At 66.4% G+C, this 17,841-nt stretch carries 12 protein-coding genes and 1 pseudogene; 8 read left to right on the top strand and 5 right to left on the bottom strand.

The window, feature by feature from the left end; all coding sequences use genetic code 11:
- Positions 1-12 precede the first annotated feature (12 nt).
- The 3 genes from NCT32_RS23280 to NCT32_RS23270 are packed head-to-tail and all read left to right on the top strand — an operon-like array spanning position 13 to position 4,241.
- Positions 13-678, top strand: a complete 666-nt coding sequence (locus tag NCT32_RS23280) for a response regulator transcription factor (RefSeq protein ID WP_061117246.1) — start codon at positions 13-15, stop codon at positions 676-678.
- On the top strand, positions 678-3,980 hold the full coding sequence (locus NCT32_RS23275) for a hybrid sensor histidine kinase/response regulator (RefSeq protein WP_061117245.1): 3,303 nt from the start codon (positions 678-680) through the stop codon (positions 3,978-3,980). The genes NCT32_RS23280 and NCT32_RS23275 overlap by 1 nt, the downstream gene beginning before the upstream one ends.
- A 45-nt stretch (positions 3,981-4,025) precedes the next feature.
- Positions 4,026-4,241: a hypothetical protein gene (locus NCT32_RS23270; protein WP_143756299.1), complete on the top strand. Its 216-nt coding sequence runs from the start codon at positions 4,026-4,028 to the stop codon at positions 4,239-4,241.
- Here the strand turns inward: NCT32_RS23270 and NCT32_RS23265 are convergent.
- Positions 4,229-5,020, bottom strand: a complete 792-nt coding sequence (locus tag NCT32_RS23265; RefSeq protein ID WP_061117243.1) for an SDR family oxidoreductase — start codon at positions 5,018-5,020, stop codon at positions 4,229-4,231. The genes NCT32_RS23270 and NCT32_RS23265 overlap by 13 nt on opposite strands.
- 115 nt (positions 5,021-5,135) lie before the next feature.
- Between NCT32_RS23265 and NCT32_RS23260 the strand changes: the two genes are divergently transcribed.
- On the top strand, positions 5,136-6,083 hold the full coding sequence (locus tag NCT32_RS23260) for a GlxA family transcriptional regulator (RefSeq protein WP_061117242.1): 948 nt from the start codon (positions 5,136-5,138) through the stop codon (positions 6,081-6,083).
- 50 nt (positions 6,084-6,133) lie between these two features.
- Entirely contained in the window at positions 6,134-7,378 is a 1,245-nt protein-coding gene (locus NCT32_RS23255) for a Zn-dependent hydrolase (protein WP_061117241.1), read from the top strand.
- On the opposite strand, the gene NCT32_RS23250 is transcribed toward NCT32_RS23255, so the two are convergent.
- The 4 genes and pseudogenes from NCT32_RS23250 to NCT32_RS23235 form a co-directional block, all read right to left on the bottom strand.
- Entirely contained in the window at positions 7,359-7,922 is a 564-nt protein-coding gene (locus NCT32_RS23250; protein ID WP_061117240.1) for an alpha/beta hydrolase, read from the bottom strand. The two genes, NCT32_RS23255 and NCT32_RS23250, sit on opposite strands and share 20 nt — an antisense overlap.
- Before the next feature lie 42 nt (positions 7,923-7,964).
- Complete coding sequence (locus NCT32_RS23245) at positions 7,965-8,813, bottom strand: TauD/TfdA family dioxygenase (RefSeq protein WP_061117239.1); 849 nt, start codon at positions 8,811-8,813, stop codon at positions 7,965-7,967.
- Between the two features lie 9 nt (positions 8,814-8,822).
- Positions 8,823-9,411: pseudogene (locus NCT32_RS23240) on the bottom strand (zinc-binding dehydrogenase).
- Between the two features lie 30 nt (positions 9,412-9,441).
- Positions 9,442-10,203 carry a universal stress protein gene (locus NCT32_RS23235; protein ID WP_061117238.1) on the bottom strand — a complete coding sequence of 254 codons (762 nt, stop codon included), beginning with the start codon at positions 10,201-10,203 and terminating at the stop codon, positions 9,442-9,444.
- 138 nt (positions 10,204-10,341) lie between these two features.
- Here NCT32_RS23235 and NCT32_RS23230 point away from each other — a divergent pair, with 138 nt between their 5' ends.
- The 3 genes from NCT32_RS23230 to glgX all read left to right on the top strand — a co-directional run bounded on the left by NCT32_RS23230 (position 10,342) and on the right by glgX (position 17,734).
- Entirely contained in the window at positions 10,342-13,014 is a 2,673-nt protein-coding gene (locus NCT32_RS23230; RefSeq protein ID WP_061117237.1) for a LuxR C-terminal-related transcriptional regulator, read from the top strand.
- A 141-nt stretch (positions 13,015-13,155) separates the two neighbouring features.
- Positions 13,156-15,654: a glycogen/starch/alpha-glucan phosphorylase gene (locus NCT32_RS23225; RefSeq protein ID WP_061117236.1), complete on the top strand. Its 2,499-nt coding sequence runs from the start codon at positions 13,156-13,158 to the stop codon at positions 15,652-15,654.
- Positions 15,641-17,734 carry a glycogen debranching protein GlgX gene (gene glgX / locus NCT32_RS23220; RefSeq protein ID WP_061117235.1) on the top strand — a complete coding sequence of 698 codons (2,094 nt, stop codon included), beginning with the start codon at positions 15,641-15,643 and terminating at the stop codon, positions 17,732-17,734. Before NCT32_RS23225 ends, glgX begins: the two co-directional genes overlap by 14 nt.
- Positions 17,735-17,841: the final 107 nt, after the last annotated feature.

The following is a 17,841-nucleotide window of genomic DNA, read 5'->3' as shown; positions in this document are numbered from 1 at the left end:
AGCGGTGTGTCCATGAGTGCGCACACGGGCACGGTTCGCGTCGTGCTGGCGGATGACCATCCCATCGTTCTCATGGCCGTCTCCGACCAGTTCTCGAAGCTTCCCGGCTTCGTCATCACGGCTACGGTGAACTCGGGCGCGGAGTTGATCCGCGTGCTCGATAAAGAGCCGGCCGATCTCGTCATCACCGATCTCGTCATGCAGGGCGACGAGGAAGTCGAACTCGACGGCTTGCGGCTCGTGAGCATGCTGCGCCGCTCGCATCCCGATGTCCCGCTCGTCGTCCTCACGATGATGGCAAGCGGCGGCATGTTCCATGAGTTGTGCAAGCTCGGCGTCGCGGCTATCGTCAGCAAGGAAGAGCCGCCGAGCGAGCTTGCGCGGATCAGCCTGCGCGCGCTCGCCACGAAAGAGACGATCTTCTCACCGAAGATCCAGCTCCGTCTCGCGCGCGAAGGCTCGACGACGAAGGACCTCGCGCGCGAGCAGCCGCTTTCGCCGCGCGAGCTGGAAGTCGTGCGGCTGTTCGCGCAGGGGCTTTCCGTGACTGAAATCGCACGGACGCTGAACCGTTCGGTGCCGACGGTCGCCACCCAGAAGCGTTCCGCCATGCGCAAGCTGCATGTGGAGAATCACGTAGACCTCGTCAGGTATGCCGCGAGGATGGGACTGGCCTGATGGAGCGCTTTTTCGCCGCATCGCAGAATTCTCCTCTGCATATGCTGCGGATGCTCGAAAGCAACCTCAGACGGGAGCGGCGCATCTTCGCAGTCGCGGTGGGCCTGCTGATTTTCACCGCAGTCTGCGGAGCGGGCGTCACCGGGTTCTTCATGTTGACGTCGTCGCTGAAGAACGAAGAGGAAATCGCGCAGGCGGCAATGCGCGGCGCGAACGTCAACATATTCAGCCGGTACAACATGCTTACGCTGGGCGCCCTGATGCTGGATGTCGGCGCGACCGAGCCGACGAGCGGCGTGCTCCAGGCGCCCGACAACCCTCGATGCAAGGCCTATCCGTCCGGCCGGGAAGACCAGGCGCTCGCCGCCGCGTGCCAGGCAGCGCATCAGATGATCCCCGAGGAAAGCACGAAGCCGATATTGCAGTTCTCGGACTTCGACGGCACCGCCTCGTCTGGCTTTGGATTTTTCGCCGATACCGACGACAAGGTCGCGCCGCCCGAGAGACTCGCCGCGCTCGCAACCTTCGCAAAGATCTACATGAACACGCGCGGCATCGCGCCGTTCGACGCCGCCCGCATGCGGCGCGTCATGTGGTTCGTCGCCCCGGCGTCGCTCGGCTTCCCAAAGCCGACTGTCATCATGTTCATGGTGGTGGCGCGCGACGAGACGCCTTATGCGCTCGTCTTCACACGGGTCACGCTCGACCACGTGCTGCGCGAGTCGACGTCGGATCTGCTGGAATCACAGATCGCCATCTTCGATAACGAGAATCGCGTGCTCGCCGGCGACGATACGGAGTACCTGCGCTACGTCAACGGGCGGCTCGCGAAAGCGCAAGCCGGCGTGTATCAGTGGCTCGGCAGAGGTTGGGGCGCGAGACTCGACATGCTTGCGCTGGGCATCGGACATATCGTCGTCGCGCTTCCGCTCGCGACCGAGCTGGCCGCGAAGCGCGTGCAACTGACGATCCTGCTCATCGTCACGGGGGCGCTCACCGCCATGTTGCTCGCGATGTACCGCTACTGGAATTTTCGTTTCCTTACCCGCTCGTACGAGCAGGCCTGCCGCGCGGTCGAAGGCGAAATACTGAACCATCTGCTGGCCCATGCGACGCCCGTGGGCTTGTGCATCGCATTGAAAGACGATTTCAGCCTCATCGCGGCCAATCAGGTGGCGCGTTCGCTGTTCGACCTGACCGATGCCTCCCCGATGCGGCTGCCCGCCGGCCTCAGCGAGGCTTTCGTGGCGGCAGGCATCGCGCCGGCGCAAGAGGGGCGCGAGGCGATGATCCAGCAAATCCAGTACACGCTGCATAAATCGGGCGGCGACGCGCTGCATCTCAAGGTGTCGTACGCGTCGGCCGTCGTCAACAAGACCAGCGTGCTGTTCTGCGCGATCGCCGACATCTCCGAGCAACACGAAGTCGAGCGCCTGTTGCGCAGCGCGAAGGAAACCAGCGACGCCGCCGCGAAAGCCAAGCTCAGCTTCTTCGCCGCGATGAGCCACGAGATCCGCACGCCGCTGTCGTCGCTCGTCGGGAATCTGGAACTGGTCGCGCTGGGGCCGCTCGCCGCGGAGCAGGAAGCGCGCGTGCAGGCGATGCAGGCGTCGGCGAGCGCGCTGCTGCATGTCGTGAACGATGTCCTCGACTTCTCGAAGATGGATATCGGCGAAATGCGGCTCTCGGAGGAATGGGGCTCGATACGCGAGCTCGTCGTGCGCGTGATGGTCGCGCATGCGCCGCTCGCGAACCGGCAGGGCTTGCGGCTGTTCGTCGTGATCGACCGCGCGTGTCCCGGAAAGCTCTTCTTCGATCCGATTCGCGTCTCGCAGATTCTGAACAACCTGCTCGGCAACGCGCTCAAGTTCACGTATTCCGGAAAAGTCGTCGTGCGCGCCCGATGGGTGAGCGGCGCGCTGGAACTGAGCGTCGCGGACTCGGGCATCGGCATCCCGGAATCGCAGCGCGAGAAGCTCTTTCAGCCGTTCATGCAGGGCGACGCGCATCGCCTCACGCAGGCGCGCGGAACGGGGCTCGGTCTCTCGATCTGCGTGCGGCTTTGCGAGTTGATGAAAGGGAAGATTTCGCTCGACAGCACCGAAGGCGTCGGCACGCGCATCCAGGTGTCGCTGCCGCTTCTCGCCGACGAATCGCCGGGAAGCGGCGACGCCGCACTGCTCGAAGGCAAGGCGGCCATTCTCTGCCGCGCGAGCGAATATCGCGAATGGTTCGAGAATCTCTACGATCCGGATCGCGCGTCCGTCACGTACATGACGCATCCTGACGCGGCGCTCGCCAAGGGCTGCGAGTATCTGATTGTCACCGACGAGTTCAGCGAGCAGGAGATTCAGGCGGTGTGGAAAGACGAGGCGCGCGTCATCCGCATGACGCAGAACGGCCCGCTCGTGCCCGTGCATTGGGCCGACGGCGTGCTCGAAGTCAGCATCTTCAGCCTCAAGGGTTTCAGGGATGCGGTCGCGGCCATCGAGGGGCGGCAGCGCGCGTCCGCACGCCCGGCTACCGGCGCGGCGCTGCCTTCGCCGAATGCGCGCAAGACCGGGCCGGTCGTCGTGATCGCGGAAGACAACCGTCTGAATCGCGGCCTCCTGCGCGATCAGCTTCTCACGCTCGGGGCATCCGTGCTCGAGGCGCACGACGGCGAAGAGGCGCTCGAACTGCTGCGCAAGCATCGCGTGGATATCGTGCTGACCGACATGGACATGCCGAAGATGTCCGGCGCGGAACTGCTCGCCGCGGCCCGTGCGCTCGATCCGGCCATGCGTATCTACGCGATCAGCGCGAGCCCGAGCGCGCAGGATGTCGAACGAGGGCGCGCGCGCGGCTTCACCGACTATCTGACGAAGCCCGTTCCGCTCGCCGTGCTGGCGGGCGTGTTGCAAACGGTCGGCCCGGTCGAATCGAATGCAGCGGCGGATACGGACGCGCCTGGCGGAAGCGATCGCCAGGAAGACGATGATCTTCCTTCGCGCTTCCCGCAGATCCCGGCGGCGTATGTGTCCGACTTCCTCGCGCAGATCGAGGAAGACATCGTCGCGCTCGACGACATCTGCAAGCGCGAGGACGCGCGCAAGCTGCGCGCCTGGGCGCACAAGCTCGCGGGCGGCCTGACGGTGCTCGGTCCGTCGATGATGGTCGACGAGTGCCAGGAACTGCGCGCGTTGCTGCGGGAATCGGAAAGCTGGGCGGAAGACGTCGATACCTACACTGCGCAGCTTCGCCTCGATCTGATCGAGCTTCGCGCCACTCTGCATGCCGCGCTGCATGTGCATCAGAAGTAGCGGGAGACTGGGCAGATACCGTATGCGCGTTCCTCCTCCCGTTTCATGGACCGACCGCCCGGATCGGTGCGCGCGCGTCGCTCGCCTGCGAACGTGGCCGCTGCATGGGCGCCGCCTTCACTGCGCGGCACCGCATTGAACCCGTTCGATCTCGCGAGCGGCGCGTCGGCGACACGGTTCGCCGGCGTAAAGACCGGTGGCGATGCCGCGCGTCATGTGCACGCCCGCGCCGCGCGCGGATTCACGCCTCACGCCGCGTAACGCGCAGCCGGCGTGTCCGTGGAAAGCTCGGGCGCCATCGCCTGCCGCGCGGCTTCATACGCGTCCCACTTCGCGCCGTCGTGCAGCGACGGAATCGTCACGAGCTCGCCGCGATCGAAGCCGACGAGCGCCGCATCGACCAGATCGCCCGCCGACATGACGATCGCCTTGTCGAGGTTTTCGAGCGGCAGGCCGCCCGTTTCCCAGAAGTCGGTGGCCGTGGCGCCCGGCAGCACGGCCTGAATGCGCACGCCCTTGTCCGCCAGTTCCCGATGCAACGACTGGCTGAACGCGAGCACGAAGGCCTTGGTGCCGCCGTACACGCCGTTGAGAATTTCCGGCGCGATGCCGACGATCGACGCGATATTGATGACCGCGCCGTTGCCGCGCCCGACGAAGCCGGGCACCGCCGCGTAAGTGAGGCGCGTGAGCGCGGTCACGTTCAGGTCGATCATGCGCGTCATCGCGTCGACGTCGCTGTCGAGCAAGGGCGTATGCGTGCCGACGCCGGCGTTGTTCACGAGCAGCGTAATGCTCGCGTCTTCCTTCAGTTTCGCTTCGACGGCGGCGAGCGCATTGCGGTCGTTCAGGTCGGCATCGAGAATCTCGACGCTGCGGCGCGTGTCGTTCGTGATCCGCGCGGCGAGCGTCGCGAGGCGGTCGCGGTTGCGGGCGACGAGAACGAGGTCGTAGCCGCGCCGCGCGAGACGTTCCGCATAGACTGCGCCGATGCCGGAAGACGCGCCCGTGACGAGCGCCGTGCCGAGATGTTGCGTCATGATTTCACTCCGTCAGGAAAAGGTGGGGTTGCGTGAGTGAATTGTGGGCCGGTTTGACGGTGGCGCAAATGACGTATAAGGTACGGATTCAGGACATCGAGGCGGATAAACGGACATGCATCGCGTCGGCTATTTGTTGAGCGAAGGCTTTCAGGTGATGGCGCTCGCGTCGCAATCGGTGTTCGAGTACGCGAACATCACCGCGGGCGAAGCGTTCTACAGCATCGAAAATCATTCGACGGCGGGCGGCGAAGTGCGCTCGTCGCTCGGCATGAAGGTGAACACGCGGCCGATCACCCCGCGTACCGCAGTGGACACGTGGATCGCGGCGGGCGTCAACGAGCCGCTCATGACGCCGGCACCCGCCGACGTCGTGACGTTTCTGCGCCGCGCCGGCAAGCGCGCGCGGCGCATCGCGGGCATCTGCACGGGCGGTTTCGTGCTGGCCGAAGCGGGCTTGCTCGCAAACCGCCGCGCGACTACGCACTGGGCCTACGCGCGGGAGATGCAGCAGCGTTTCCCAGATGTGCGCGTGGAGGAAGACCGCATCTTCATCGTCGATGGGCCGATCTGGACGTCGGCGGGCATGACGGCCGGCCTCGATCTCGCGCTCGCGATGGTGGAAAAGGATCTCGGCGCGGAGATCGCGCGCTCTGTCGCGCACAAGCTCGTAATGCATCAGCGGCGCGCGGGCGGCCAGTCGCAGCATTCGGAAATGCTGGATCTCGCGCCGAAGTCGGACCGCATCCAGAACGCGCTGAACTATGCGCGCAAGAACCTGAACCGGCCGTTGACGGTCGAGGAGCTCGCGGGCGAGGCGCATCTGAGCCCGCGCCAGTTCAGCCGCGTGTTCACGCTGGAGACGGGGCAATCGCCGGCGAAGGCCATCGAGGGTTTGCGGCTGGAAGCGGCGCGCCTGATGATCGAAAAGAGCCGTCATTCGCTCGAAACGATTGCGCAGGAAACGGGTTTCCGGGACCGGCGGCATATGCGCGAGGCGTTCATGCGCGGCTTCGGCGTGCCGCCGCAGGAAGTGCGGCGCGAGGCGCGGGCGTCGGTCTGATACTCGGCTTTTCACGTACTCAACGTCAACGTCAACGTCAAGGACAAGCTGTGTCGAACATAAACCCCGACCGCCTGCTGAGCGACCTCAAGCATCTGCGCACGTTCGGCGCGACCGGCCCGGGCGTCGTGCGCCTGTCGCTGTCGCCGGTCGACATGGCCGCGCGCCGCTGGCTCGCCGGCCGCATGAACGACGCGGGCCTGAGCGCGTCCATCGACGGCGTCGGCACCGTGTTCGGCCGCTCGCGCAACGCGGGGCCGGCGCTCCTGATCGGCTCGCACACCGACACGCAGCCGACGGGCGGCTGGCTCGACGGCGCGCTCGGCGTCGTCTACGGCCTGGAGATCGCACGCGCGCTCGCCGAATGCGGGCAGACGCGTCATTTCGCGGTCGACGTCGCATCGTGGATCGACGAAGAAGGCACGTTCTCGGGCTTTCTCGGCAGCCGCAGCTTCGTCGGCGAAAATGTCGATGACGCCGTGCGCGGCGCGCGCAATCGCGAAGGCGTGCTGCTCGGCGATGCGCTGAAGCAGGCCGGACTCGCCGAAGCCGCGCGCGTGCGCATCGACAAGACACGGCACAAAGCGTATCTGGAGCCGCACATCGAGCAGGGCGGACGGCTGGAAGCACACGGGAAGTCGATCGGCGTGGTGACGACCATCGTGGGCATTCGCGAATTGAAGCTGCATTTCACGGGTCAGCGCAATCACGCCGGCACCACGCCGATGTCGATTCGCCGCGACGCGGGCGCGGCGCTCGTCGCGTTCATCGCGCGCATGGACGAAGCGTTCCGCCAGCTCGCCGATGCCGATACCGTGTGGACGGTCGGGCGCATCGAGCTCGATCCGGGCTCGTTCAGCGTGGTGCCGGGCGCGGCGGACCTTTACCTGCAATTCCGCGACGCCAGCGCCGCACGTCTGCGCGCGATGGAAGCCGCGCTCGCCTCACTGATTTGCGACTTCAACGCCGAAGGCCGTGCGAGCGTCGCCATGACGGACAGCGAGCCGCCCGAAGAGCCCGTGACGATGGATGCCGCGTTGCAGGCGCATCTCGCGAACGCGGCCGAAGCGCTCGCGCCGGGTCAGTGGGAGCGCATGCCGAGCGGCGCGTCGCACGATGCGCAGGTCATCGCGCATCACGTGCCGGCGTGCATGCTGTTCGTGCCGAGCATCGGCGGCGTCAGTCACGACTTCATCGAAGATACGGCCGAGGCGCATATCGTGCTGGGTTGCGAAGTGGCGGCGCGGGCGGCGGCGGACATGCTGCGCGACCTCGTCAGCCGATCTCCGCGATGAACCGCTCCGCCTCGCGCCATACGCCGAATCCCGACGCCGGATTCATGTGGCCGACCTCGCCGAGATCGACGAGCCGCGCGCCCCAGTCATCTGCCATGCCGGCCACGCGCTCGAAGCGCGCAAGCGGATCGTTCCGGCTTGCCGCGACGACACACGCAAACGGCAGGCGCTCGCGCGGAGTGGGAAGCCATCCGTTCAGGCGAAGCTCATCGGGCGTCGGGTAGCCTGCGGGCAGTGGCGCATCGAAATCGGGCGGCGTGACGAGGAGCGCACCGTGAATCTCGCGCCGGTGCTGCCGCGCCCAGTGCACGGTGATCATCACGCCGGCGCTGTGCGCGACGAGCACGACCGGCCCGGTGATGTGCGACAGCTCGGCCTCCAGCGCGGCGACGCGCGCGCTGCGATCGAGCTTGTCGCGTTGCAGCGGCGGCACGGTGCGCACGTTCGGATGGGCCTTGGCGAAATGCGTCTGCCAGTGGTCTTCGACGTGATCGCGCAGGCCGGGAACCATGAGGATCGTCGGCGCGTCCGGTGATGCGTTCATGCGGTGATTTCCTTGTCGGTCAGTGAATGTCAGCCGGAAGTGTCAGAAAGGCACGTCGCCGATGATCCCCGCACGTTCCATCTTGCGATGACATGGCGGATAGTCCATCACCGCGTAGTGCTGCGTGCTGCGGTTGTCCCAGATCGCGATGCTGTTCTTCGACCAGCGCCAGCGCACCTGATATTCCGGTATGCAGGCCTGGCTCAGCAGATAGGCGAGCAACTGCCCCGCGCCGGGATTCGCGTCCTGCCCGAAGCGCACGCGCGCGGGCGTGTGATAGTTGGTGAAATGCGTCGTGAACGCGTTCACGAACAGCACCTTCTCGCCGGTTTCCGGATGCGTGCGCACGACGGGATGCTCGGCATCGGGAAACTGCGCCTTGAGCGCGAGACGCTTTCCGATCGGCATGGCCGCGCCGAAGCTCGCCTCGATGCTGTGCCGCGCGCGCAGATCCGCGATCTGCTCCTTCACATGCGCGGGCAGATTCTCATATGCGAGCACCATGTTCGCCCAGATCGTGTCGCCGCCGACCGGCGGGCATTCCACGCAGCGCAGCACGCAGCCGAAAGGCGGCGCGACGCGCCATGTCGCGTCCGTGTGCCACGCGTTCTCGTAGCGGTCGTTCGGCTGATCGGGCGACTTGTAGATGCGCACGAGTCCCGGATGCTCGGGATCGCTGCCCGCGACCGGATGATCCTCCAGCTCGCCGAAGCGCCGCGCGAACGCGACATGCTCGGCGCGCGTGATCTCCTGATCGCGCAGAAAGAGCACGCGATGCGCGAGCAGCGCGCGGCGGATTCCGGCGAAGAGCGCGTCGTCGTGAATGGCATCGGCGAGATTGACGCCGGTCAGTTCCGCGCCGATTGCGCAAGTGAGCTGCTCGATATGCATGTTGTCTCCTCAGACGACGAACACGGACGAACCCGTGGTCTTGCGCGCTTCGACATCGCGGTGCGCGTCCTGCGCATCGGCGAGCGCGTTCTTCTCGGCCGGATCGGCGATGTAATCGGCGAGCGCCGGACGCGTCAGATATAGCGGGCCTTTTTTCACGAGCAGCTGCGGATCGAAGGGCGCAACCGGCCCCGATGCCGTGCCGACCCACATCATCAGACCTTGCCGCGTGAGCGAATCGAGCGAATCGAGCGATGCGTCGAAGGCCGTCTTGCCGACGCTGTCGAAAACGGCGTTCACGCCTTTGCCGTCGGTCAGTTCGCGCACGCGCGCGGCGACGTCTTCGCGTCGATGAATCCAGTGTAGGTCACGCGATCGCCTTCCTTCAGATGCGCGACGTTCGCGCGGCCTCCACGCCCATGCCCGAGGGCAGCGGCAGCGGATGGAGGCTCGAGCGGAAGCAGGTGTCCGCGAAGTTGAGTCCGACGGCTTCATGACGCGGACGCACCTCGAACGGTGCGGGCTGGCCGACGCCGACCGCTTCCCAGCGCAGGACTTCAGGGCCGCCGGTTTCGTGAAAGCGGATCGCACGGGCCATTCTGTTCGTCTGCGGTGTCGTTCGTTACGTTCAGCGCGGGGCGCCGGCAAGCGCGCTCCAGTCTTCGTCGCGCAAATAACGGCGCGCGGCCGGCAGCACGACGCCTTCGATGCGTCCCATGCGTTCCCACGCGAAGCGCGCGCACGCATGCAATGTGTCGTCGCCGGCGGTCCCGTCGTGCGTGACCGATTCCGCGATGCGCGCGAGCAGGGCCGCTTCGCGCCCGGCGAGGCGCGCGAGTTCGTCGAGTTCGGCATCGAGCGACGATGTCCGCTCGCGCAACGCCATCGTCAGCGCGTGTTCTTCGCCATGTGCTTCGCGAAGACGCTCGATCGTGCGGGCATCGGGGCGCGCCATGCGCAGCGCATCGTCGTAGGCATCCGAACGCGCACGATGCACGGCGAGCAATGCGCCGACCGCCTTTTCGACCATCGGGCGGGCGTCGCGCGGGCACACGAGCACGGCGACGCCCGGCACGGGCGGCACGGACCCGCCGTGCGCGATGCACACGAGGTCGTACTCGCGCGCCGCCTGCCCGCCGATGCCTTCGAACGCCGCCCTGCCATGCGATGTCAGCACCGACGCGGGCACGCCCTGTGCGCGCGCCGCGGCTTCGGCGCGGGCCAATAGCGACGCGGCCTGCCTATGCTGCGCTGCATCGTCGCTCGCGCCCGCCTGCGGGCACAAGAACGTTATGCGCGCGCCGAGCGATCGCGCGAGCTCGGCCGCATGGCCGATCGCCTCGACGCACGCGTCGCTGCGTTCGATGGGCACGAGCAGATGTCGGTACATGGTGGTCCTTCGGCTTGCAGTTTCACGGATGAGGGCATCGTAGTGCGCGCATCGCGTGCGCGCCCCTCTCGCGGCGGGAGGGGGCTTGACGCGTGTGCGCCATCCGAACCATGCTAGGCGCATTACAAAAATCGACCGATGACCACCGACTCCCCCTCCACGGAACTCGTATTGAAGACGATGGCGCCGCGCGCGCCGTCGGGCCTGCTCGCGCGTGCGCGCCTGAACGCGGAAAGCGCCCGCAGCCAGATCGTGCTGGTGCAGGCGGGCGCGGGATACGGCAAGACCTCGTTGCTCGCGCAGTGGCGGCGCGAGTTTCTGGCGCGCGGCGCGGCCGTCGCGTGGCTGCTCGCCGACGAGCGCGACGACGCCGAGCGTTTTCTGCGCGCGCTCGTCCACGCCATCCGCACGGGCTGCGCGCGTCCGGGCTTCGGGCGGTTCATCGCCGAAAGTCCGGGCGCGCCCGGCGCGTTCGAACTCGCCACCGCGTGGCTCGCCGAACTCGCGCAGTTATCGCTCGATGTCGTGCTGATCGTCGATGAAGCCGACCGGCTGCCCGCCTCGGGCGCACACATGCTCGACTACGTGATGCACAACGCGCCGCAGAATCTGCGCATCGTGGCGGCGGGGCGTCAGGGGCTCGACAAGCCGGCGGCGGAATTGCTCGCGTACGGGCAGGCGGAGCTCATCGGCCCGGAGGCGCTGCGTTTTCGCGTTGATGACACCATCGCGCTCGTCACGCAGCGCTTCGGCGGGCGCGTGGACGCCGATGCTTCCGCGCGCCTTTTCGAAATCACCGATGGCTGGCCGCTCGGCCTGCAACTCGCGCTCACCGCGATGGCGCGCGCCCAGGACCCGCGCGCGGCGCTCGACAATCTCGCGGCGGGGCCGCGCGGCCTGCGCGAGCCGCTCGTCGCGGCGCTGCTCAGCGAGCTTTCATCCGACGACGAGCGCTTTCTCGTCGACATCAGCGTGGTGGACGTGCTGCATCCCGATTTGTGCGCCGGCCTGACCGGCGCCGCGGACGCGCCGCAGCGTCTCGCGCGCCTCGTGCGCGACACGCCCGTCTTCGTCTCGGCGGAAGCAAGCGACTGGTGCCGCATGCATCCGCTCGCGCGCGACGTGCTGCAGGCGCGGCTCACCGCACTTCCGGACGATGAACGCGCGGCGCTGCATCGGCGTGCGGCGCGCTGGCTCGGCGCGCGCGGCATGCTCGAACAGGCGGCGCGTCACGCGCACGCGGCGGGCGAGCGCGAGCACGCATACGAACTCGCGGAACGGTCGCTGCACGATGCCGTGAAGCAAGGCCAGCTCGGCACCGTGCTCGACTGGCTGGAGCGCCTGCCGGAAGACGAACTGGAAAAACGCCCGCGCCTGTGCCTTGCCGTCGCTTGGGCGCTCGCGCTGGGCGAACGTCATCAGGAGGCGCAGCGTCAGGTCGAGCGCGTGCTGGCGTCGCAGGGCGCCGACGACGCCCTGCGCTACGAATGCGCGCTGATCCTGAGCGCGGCCGCATGGTACGCCGACGATCCCGACCGCTTCCTGGCGCTCTTCGAGCCGTGGGCGCAGACGCCGCCTCCGAAGGATTCATGGCTCGCGCAGGCGCACGCGAACCGCCTCGCCGCCCGCGCGATGCTGCTCGGCGAGCCCGCGCAGGCGCGCAGGCTCCAGCAGGCGGTGACGCGCGCGCAGACCGGCAAGGGGCTCGGCTATGTCGTGCGCTGGGGCGATCACATGGTCGGCCTGACGTGGCTGCAGGAAGGACAGGTGAAGCTCGCCGAAAGCGTGCTGCTGCCCGCGCTCGCGAGCGCCGAAGACGATCTCGGGCGGCGTCATCCGCTGACGTGCATGTTCGCGGCGACGTGCGCTTCGATCGCCTACGAGGACGATCGCATCGACGAGGCCGGCGCGCTGCTCGCCAATCGCCTCGACGTGCTCGAGCACGCTGCGATGCCCGAAACGGTCATGCTCGCCTACCGCACGGCGGCGCGCATCGCGGCCGTGCGCGGCGACGAGCATCGCGCGCTCGATCTGCTCGAAATGCTTTACGCGATGGGCGTCGCGCGCAACCTGCCGCGTCTTTGCGCGACGAGCCTTGCCGAGCAGGTGCGGGCGCACGCGGGCCGTTACCGCGCACAGACCTGCGACGCGCTCGTCGAGCGCATCGATGCGATCGTCGATGAACACGGCGCGACGCGCGGGCCGATCTGGTGCCGCTCGATGCACATGCTCCAGTCGACCGCGCACGGCGGCGCGGCGCTCGCGCGGGAGGACTGGCAGGCCGCCATCGAACCGCTCGCGCACGCGGAACAGCTCGCCGCGACGATGAAGCTCGGCCGCCAGCGCATCGAACTGATGGCCTTGCGCGCGTTCGCGCAGGAACGGGCGAACGGCGAAGGGCACGCGCCGTTTCTCGAAGCGTTGAACCTCGCGCGCACGTATCACCTCGGGCGCGTGCTGATCGACGCGCATCCGGCGCTCGCGGACTGGGCGCGGCGCCTGAGCGAAGCCGGCGACGTGAATCCGGGCGAGCGGCCCGTCGTGCCGCCGCATGTCGTGCGCGTGCCGCCGCGTTCCGGCGAGGGCGGCCCGCGCGCGTTGCCGAGCGTGATCCTCACGCCGAAGGAGCGCGAGATTCTCGAACTCCTCGCGCGCAACCTGAGCAACAAGGAAATTGCGCTCGCGGCGGCGGTCGGCGAAGGCACCGTCAAGTGGCATCTGAAGAATCTCTTCGGCAAGCTCGACGCGAGTTCGCGCAAGCACGCGGTGCGCCGCGCCATGGCGCTCGGCTTGCTCGAAGGCGTGCAATAGCGCTCCACGGCCCGGTGTACCGATTGCGCGAATCGAAACAATGAAGCTGTCGGCACGCGTGGATGCAACGCGCGTGCCGCTTGTAATCCCCGCCGCCTAACATATCCTTGCTCAGTGTGATGAACCGAACGGGGGACGGCCATGAGCGATGTTTCCGCAACCGATGCAGTCGCGAACGCGAAAGCCGCCGCGAGCGACGTGCCCGGCTATGCGTTCCAGCACGACGTCATGAGGAATCTCATCTGCCGTCAGGCGCGTTATCCCGACATCGCGACACAGCAGGACTGGTACATGGCGCTCGCGTACAGCGTGCGGGATCGCATGCTCGCGCGCTGGGCCGCGTCGACGAAGGTCTATGCGGCGAAGGACGTCAAGGTCGCCTGCTATCTGTCGGCCGAATTCCTGATCGGCCCGCAGCTCGGCAATAACCTGCTCAATCTCGACATGGAAGCCGAAGCGCGCGAAGCGATGCACGCGCTCGGTCACGATCTGGACGAGCTGCTTGCCATCGAAGAAGAGCCGGGGCTCGGCAACGGCGGCCTCGGGCGCCTCGCCGCGTGCTATCTGGATTCGCTCGCGACGCTGGAAATCCCGGCTATGGGTTACGGCATACGGTACGAGTTCGGCATCTTCGATCAGGAGATCCGCGACGGCTGGCAGGTGGAAACCACCGACAAGTGGCTGCAAAAGGGCAACCCGTGGGAAATCGTCCGCCCCGATATCAGCCAATACGTGTCTTTCGGCGGACACACGCAAAGCGAAACGGATGCGGATGGCAGGCTGCGCGTGCGCTGGATTGCGCGGCGCCAGGTGAAAGGCGTCGCATGCGACATGCCGATGCAGGGTTATCGCGTCGATACGTGCAACATCCTGCGCCTTTGGAAAAGCGAGGCGGTCGAGTCTTTCGATTTTCAGGACTTCAACGCGGGCGAATACTACGAGGCCGTCGAGGAAAAGGTCGTCTCGGAGACGCTCTCGAAAGTGCTCTATCCGAACGATGAACCCGAGGCCGGCAAGCGACTGCGTCTCGCGCAGCAGTATTTCTTCGTTTCCTGCTCGCTTCAGGACATGCTGCGCATGATGGACGCGAAGGGCACGTCGATCGACCAGTTCGCGGACCTTTTCGCGGCGCAGCTCAACGATACGCATCCTTCGGTCGCAGTGGCGGAGCTGATGCGCCTGCTCATCGACGAGCGTCTGCTTTCATGGGATGCGGCGTGGGACATCACGCGGCGCACCTTCGCCTATACGAATCACACGCTCTTGCCCGAGGCGCTCGAAACATGGGGCCTGCCGCTCTTTCAGAGCCTGTTGCCGCGCCCGCTCGAAATCATCTACGAAATCAATCGCCGCTTCCTCGATGACGTGCGCCGCCAGTATCCCGGCGACGAAGAGCGCGTGAAGCGCATGTCGCTCATCGACGAAACCGGCGACAGGAAAGTGCGCATGGCGAATCTCGCGACCGTCGGCAGTCATGCGGTCAACGGCGTGGCGGCGCTGCATTCGGACCTGTTGAAGCAGACCGTGCTGCGCGATTTCGCCGAGATGTTCCCGGAGCACTTCCTTAACGTGACGAACGGCGTCACGCCGCGCCGCTTTCTGATGCTGAGCAATCCGGGGCTCGCGCGCCTTCTCGATAAGACGATCGGCGACGGCTGGCGCACCGATCTCGCACGACTCGACGCGCTGGCGGCCCACGCCGACGACACCGCCTTCCAGGACGCATGGCGCGCGATCCGGCGCGACAACAAGACTGCGCTCGCGGCGCGCATCAGGAATACGACCGGCATCGACGTCGATCCGGGCGCGCTCTTCGACATCCAGGTGAAGCGCATCCACGAATACAAGCGTCAGCATCTGAACGCGCTCTACATCATCAGTCTCTATCGGCGCCTGTGCCGCAATCCCGATCTCGATACGGCGCCGCGCTGCTTCATCTTCGGCGGAAAGGCCGCGCCGGGTTATGCGATGGCGAAGCTCATCATCCGCCTGATCAACGGCATTGCGGAAGTCGTGAACAACGATGCAAGCCTCAAAGGCCGGATGAAAGTGGTGTTTTATCCCGACTTCAACGTGAAGAACGGGCACTGGATCTATCCCGCCGCGGACCTGTCCGAGCAAATTTCGACGGCGGGCAAGGAGGCGTCCGGCACGGGCAACATGAAATTCATGATCAACGGCGCATTGACGATCGGCACGCTGGATGGCGCGAACGTGGAGATTCGCGAGGAAGCGGGCGCGGAGAATTTTTTCCTCTTCGGCCTCAGCGCGCAGCAAGTGGACGAGCTGAAGCGCGCGGGGTATCGGCCTGCGGACTACGCGCAGGGCAACGATGACTTGCGCGATGCGCTCGATGAGATCGCGCAAGGCCGCTTCTCGCGCGGGGACAAGGAGATGTTCCGCCCGCTCGTCGATAGCCTGCTGCAACACGATCCCTTCCTCGTGCTCGCCGATTTCGCCGATTACGTCGCGTGTCAGGACCGCGTGAGCGAAGCATGGCGCGATGCGCGGCAATGGACGCGCATGTCGATCATGAATTCGGCACGCTCGGGCAAGTTCTCGTCGGACCGCGCGATCCGCGAATATTGCGAGCGCATCTGGACGACGCATCCGGTGAGGATCGATCTTGCTCAGTCCTGAAGCGCACGCGCAAAGGATCTATCGCACGCAGCCCGGCTCGCGCTTTCCCATCGGCGCGACGGTCATGCCGGGCGGCGTCAACTTCTGCGCGTTCTGCCGGCGCGCTACGCGCGTCGAGCTGCTGCTGTACGCATCGGAAGAAAGTGCCGAGCCGTTTCAGGTCATCGCGCTGTCGGGCGACGCGAACCGCACGTATCTCTTCTGGCATGTGTTCGTCGAGGATCTTCCGTTGCGCAGTTGTTATACGTGGCGCGCATACGGTCCCCTCGGCGTGCCGCAGATGAGCGACGAGGCCGCGAGCCGCAAGGAACTGATCGATCCGCAGGCGCGCGGCGTGAGCGACCGCTTCTATGATCGTCAGCATGCCGCCGACGCGCATGCGGCGGGGCACGCGTCCCTTCGGGGCATCGTCACGGAGCCGCTCGGCCGCCCTGACGACGACGTCGAGGTTCGCACGCTCGACGAGGCGATCATCTACGAGCTGCACGTCGGCGGGTTTACCCGGCATCCGTCGAGCGGCGTGCGTCATCCCGGCACGTTCGCGGGTCTCATCGAGAAAATTCCTTATTTGAAGGCGCTCGGCGTCACGCACGTCGAACTGCTGCCGGTGATGGCCTTCGACGAACAGGACATTCCCGCTTCCGCCGCGGCGCGTGGCCTGCGCAACTACTGGGGCTACAGCACGCACAGCTTTTACAGCCCGCATCCGCGCTATTGCGTGGAGCCCGCGTGCGCGCCGCAGGAGTTCCGCGCGTTCGTCGACGCACTTCACGCGGCGGGCATCCGCGTGTTGCTCGACGTCGTGTTCAATCACACGTCGGAGGCGGGCAAGAACGGACCGGTGATTCATTTCAAGGTCTTCGCCAACGAGACCTTCTATCAGATAGATGCGAACGACGGGCGACATTACCGCGACTACACCGGATGCGGCAACACGCTCAACTGCAATCATCCGCTGGTATCGGCCTTCATCTTGCGCTGCCTCGAATACTGGGTTCGCGAACTGGACGTCGACGGTTTCCGCTTCGATCTCGCGAGCGTGTTCGTGCGCGGCGAGAACGGCGAGTTGTTGGGCACGCCGCCTTTACCGTGGGCGATGGAAGCTTCGCCGGTGCTGGCGCGCGTGCCCCTGATCGCCGAGGCTTGGGATGCGGGCGGCCTCTATCACGTCGGCTCGTTTCCCGGCATGGCGTGGACCGAATGGAACGGGCGCTACCGCGATGTGATCCGGCGTTTCGTGCGTGGCGATCCGGGCATCGTCGGCGAGGTGTGCACGTGCATCGCGGGCAGCGCGGACCTCTATCAGAGCGATGGCCGGCTGCCTGCGAACAGCATCAACTTCGTGACCTGTCACGACGGCTTCACGCTGAACGACCTCGTGAGCTACGAGGCCAAGCACAACGAGGCGAACGGCGAGGACAACCGCGACGGCAGCAACGACAATCTGTCGTGGAACTGCGGCGCGGAAGGCGCGACCGACGACCCGGCGATCATCGGCCTGCGGCTTCGACAGGCGCGCAACTTCATGGCGATCCTGCTTCTGAGCCAGGGCGTGCCGATGCTGCTCGCCGGCGACGAAATCCTGCGCAGCCAGCGCGGCAACAACAACGCCTTCTGTCAGGACAACGCGCTCTCGTGGATCGACTGGGAGCTCTCCGACAACGCCCGCGCCATGCTGCGCTTCGTGCGCGAGATGATCGCGCTGCGCAAGCGTCACGCGAGCCTGCGCCGCCGGCGCTTTCTGACAGGACAACCCGCGAACGGGCAAACGCAGCCCGATGTCGCATGGCACGGCGAACGGCTCGACGCGCCCGCGTGGCATGACCCGGGCGCGCGCCTCGTGGCGTTCACACTCGCTGGACAGGCGGCGGGCGAGCCGATGCTGCACATCGTCTTCAACATGCACGACGAGCCGCGTGATGTCGCGCTGCCCGTCCTCGACAACCGGAGCTGGCGGCGTATCGTGGATACGTCGGCCGAATCGCCCAGGGACATTGTTCCGGATGTCGAAACGGCGGCGATCGAACGCGGCGCGTGCCGGGCCGGCGCACGCAGCGTCGTCGTGCTCGAATCGGATTGATGCATCGGTTGCATGTTGATCGTGCGTCGATTACGCGGTGATGCTGGACTGCGCCGCGCAAAGCGCCTTTAATATTCGTGTACTGCTGAGTTGCTTTGTCTACCCAC

The sequence above is a fragment of the Caballeronia sp. INML2 genome (assembly GCF_023631365.1).
Lineage (GTDB): Bacteria > Pseudomonadota > Gammaproteobacteria > Burkholderiales > Burkholderiaceae > Caballeronia > Caballeronia turbans.
This window is presented reverse-complemented; position numbering and strand designations above follow the sequence as displayed.

Coding starts and splice junctions, on each gene's coding strand:
- NCT32_RS23250 (WP_061117240.1), bottom strand. CDS start 7,922: ATGAACGCATCACCGGACGCGCCGACGATCCTCATGGTTCCCGGCCTG.
- NCT32_RS23260 (WP_061117242.1), top strand. CDS start 5,136: ATGCATCGCGTCGGCTATTTGTTGAGCGAAGGCTTTCAGGTGATGGCG.
- NCT32_RS23235 (WP_061117238.1), bottom strand. CDS start 10,203: ATGTACCGACATCTGCTCGTGCCCATCGAACGCAGCGACGCGTGCGTC.
- NCT32_RS23225 (WP_061117236.1), top strand. CDS start 13,156: ATGAGCGATGTTTCCGCAACCGATGCAGTCGCGAACGCGAAAGCCGCC.
- NCT32_RS23280 (WP_061117246.1), top strand. CDS start 13: ATGAGTGCGCACACGGGCACGGTTCGCGTCGTGCTGGCGGATGACCAT.
- NCT32_RS23265 (WP_061117243.1), bottom strand. CDS start 5,020: ATGACGCAACATCTCGGCACGGCGCTCGTCACGGGCGCGTCTTCCGGC.
- NCT32_RS23275 (WP_061117245.1), top strand. CDS start 678: ATGGAGCGCTTTTTCGCCGCATCGCAGAATTCTCCTCTGCATATGCTG.
- NCT32_RS23270 (WP_143756299.1), top strand. CDS start 4,026: ATGGACCGACCGCCCGGATCGGTGCGCGCGCGTCGCTCGCCTGCGAAC.
- NCT32_RS23230 (WP_061117237.1), top strand. CDS start 10,342: ATGACCACCGACTCCCCCTCCACGGAACTCGTATTGAAGACGATGGCG.
- NCT32_RS23245 (WP_061117239.1), bottom strand. CDS start 8,813: ATGCATATCGAGCAGCTCACTTGCGCAATCGGCGCGGAACTGACCGGC.